General features: G+C 49.4%; 2 protein-coding genes. Both read right to left on the bottom strand.

Annotation, left to right across the window (positions count from 1 at the left end):
* Positions 1 to 280: 280 nt before the first annotated feature.
* Positions 281 to 910 (bottom strand): HupE/UreJ family protein, encoded by a 630-nt coding sequence (locus RMO35_RS02955; RefSeq protein ID WP_309738451.1) that lies wholly within the window; start codon positions 908 to 910, stop codon positions 281 to 283.
* Positions 911 to 987: 77 nt separating this feature from the next.
* Positions 988 to 2487 (bottom strand): DNA repair protein RadA, encoded by a 1500-nt coding sequence (radA, locus tag RMO35_RS02960; protein ID WP_309738452.1) that lies wholly within the window; start codon positions 2485 to 2487, stop codon positions 988 to 990.
* Between the last annotated feature and the right edge of the window lie 322 nt (positions 2488 to 2809).

A 2809-nucleotide genomic window follows, 5' to 3' on the forward strand; every position in this document is an offset into this window, starting at 1 on the left:
CGGGGTAATTATCGTGGGATTGTCATCATCGATCGGGAACATACACAGTTAGGTGATAGGGGATAGCAGAGATCGATCGACTTCGAGGTGACGCTTGGGAATAGAGTTTTGAGCTACAAACCTTTAGCGCCAGCTCGAGCTAATCGGTTACAAATATTCCTCAGTTACTAATAATTTAACATTTATCCCATCTATCCATTGACTGTTGCCCGATTGATACAATACCCTCGCTTAACTCATTTCAAGTCTCTCAGAAAGTCGATCCCAATAGCTGATGTTACTAACCAGCAACGGAGACATAGACAGCACCGAGGATGACAGCACCGCCACCAAACCGAAATAACAATGTTTTGAGTTTGGGTTGATAACGATTCTCCAGAGGAGAGGCTTCGCCAACGATGGTTAATCCCAGTCCAATGCCAGCTAGATGCAAAGTAGCAGTTGAAATAATAAAACCAAACCCATAAGACAGTCCTGAAGCCGTCGCAGGCATTTCGGCTCCATGAGCGTAGCCATGAAAAATCGCCAGACTTGCGACAATCCCCGTGCTAATAGCTAGCGGTAAACGAGCGGCAAATAGTAATAGCAAACCAAGGATAAAATCAGAAGCTAAGATCCCTTGTTCGACACCGGGCAAAGGTAGCCCGAAATATCCCGCCACACTACTACCAGCCATTGCTAACATAAAGGCACTAGGTACTACCCAAAGAGCCTTCCCGCCGATCTGAGCCGCCCATAAACCTACCGCTACCATCGCTAGGATATGATCTAAACCACTAAAGGGGTGTACTAATCCCTGCCAATAGCCGCCAGAATCGCCGACTCCAGTATGCGCGCTTGCCAAACTGGGAAGTAACAGGGTAATCGCGATCGCACTAACTAAGTACTGCCAAAACTGATTTTTTTTCATCGTCAATAATCCCGGAAGTACAAATTAATTTAACACCAACATGTACTGACGATTGATGTCCGTTACGTTACAAAACATCAATCTTCATCCACGTCTTCGACTTCAGTTTCAGCAGGCAAGGCAGCGACGATCGCATCGATGACGCGTCCGACGGGAATAATTTCCATGCCCAGATCGGGAAAAGTTTGATGTCCTTTGGGCACGATCGCGCGTTTAAAGCCCAGTTTAGCCGCTTCTTTAAGGCGTAACTCTAACTGGGATACTTGGCGAACTTGTCCGCCCAGGCCGATTTCACCGATCAGGATCGTAAAGGGCGCGACTACCCGATCGCGAAAACTTGCCACGATCGCGATCGCCATCCCCAAGTCTACGGCTGGCTCCGAGACATTTAGCCCACCTGCGGAGGCGACATAAGCATCTAATTTGGAGAGCGGAATCCCCACCCGTTTTTCGAGTACGGCGAGAATTTGCGTCAAACGGTTGTAATCGATGCCCGTACCCGCTCGCCTAGGTGATGGATAACTCGTCGGACTGACTAAAGCTTGCAACTCTACAACGATCGGGCGCGTACCCTCACAAGCCACCACGATCGCCGTCCCTGGAGCCATCCCCTGCCGATCGCCTACAAACAGCTCAGAAGGGTTGTCAACCTCTCGCAACCCGCGATCGACCATCTCGAAGACTCCCACTTCATGAGTGGCTCCAAAGCGATTTTTGGTGGATCTCAGGAGACGATGAGAGGCAAACCTGTCGCCCTCGAAATATAAAACGGTATCGACTAAATGCTCCAAAACTTTCGGCCCCGCGATTGCCCCTTCTTTGGTGACGTGTCCGACAATCAGGAGGGTAATGTCTTCCCGTTTGGCGACTTTCATCAAAGCTGCGGTACACTCGCGCACCTGAGCCACCGATCCAGCGGCGGAGGTGAGCGCGGGAAAATACACCGTCTGAATACTATCGATGACAGCGACGTGCGGCTTGAGCGATTCTAACTCCCGGAGAATTTCTTCGAGATCTGTCTCGGCTTGGACGTATAAATTTGCGCCATCGGCGACGGTAAGGGGTTTGGCTAAGACAATTTCGCCATCTGTCTCGATCGGTTCGGGGGTAAATTCGCCTTTGGTGCCTTCAACACCCAAGCGGGAGGCTCTAAGTTTGACTTGCTTGCCCGATTCCTCGCCACAGACATACAGCACTCGATAATGCTTGGACATCAGGTTGGCAGTTTGCAGCAGCAAGGTAGATTTACCAATCCCCGGATCGCCACCAATTAAAACGAGGGAGCCAGGGACGATGCCGCCACCCAAGACGCGATCGAGTTCGCCAAATCCTGACGCCCAGCGTTCTTCCTCACCATCGATAATTTCGGGAAAAGTTAGCGCCGCTAAGGGGTGAGGCTGCTCGCCGCTCGATCGACTATGATTACTTTTTGCACCTACACCCCCTCTGGATGTCGAGGGTGGTGCTTGTTCGATCAGCGAACCATAAGTATTACAGATCGGACATTTTCCATACCATTGAGGGGATGTCGATCCGCATTCATTACAGACGTAGGATGTGCGCGGCTGTTTTGCCATTATGGAGAGGGTAAGGGGTAGAGGGTAGATGGGTAGATGGGAGGTGGGGTTTTATGGGAGTGAGGATCGAAATCCACTCCAATACTAGTCGGGCGGACTGACCGATCGCCAATCTACCTACCTGGGCTAGAGAATTCGAGCTTGAATAATAGTTAAAAAATGTTAAGAATGTTGAAGCCTTAATCGACGCAATTCCGATTAATGAAGGGGTTGAACTGCACCAATTTGTCTAAAATCAATGATAATCTTGATCGTAGGATGTTAAAAGTTAACGTTAAAAAAATTACCACTATACGATAGGAGCTTTGATAAGCTTGGAAAA

Source organism: Chamaesiphon sp. OTE_20_metabat_361 (assembly GCF_031364565.1).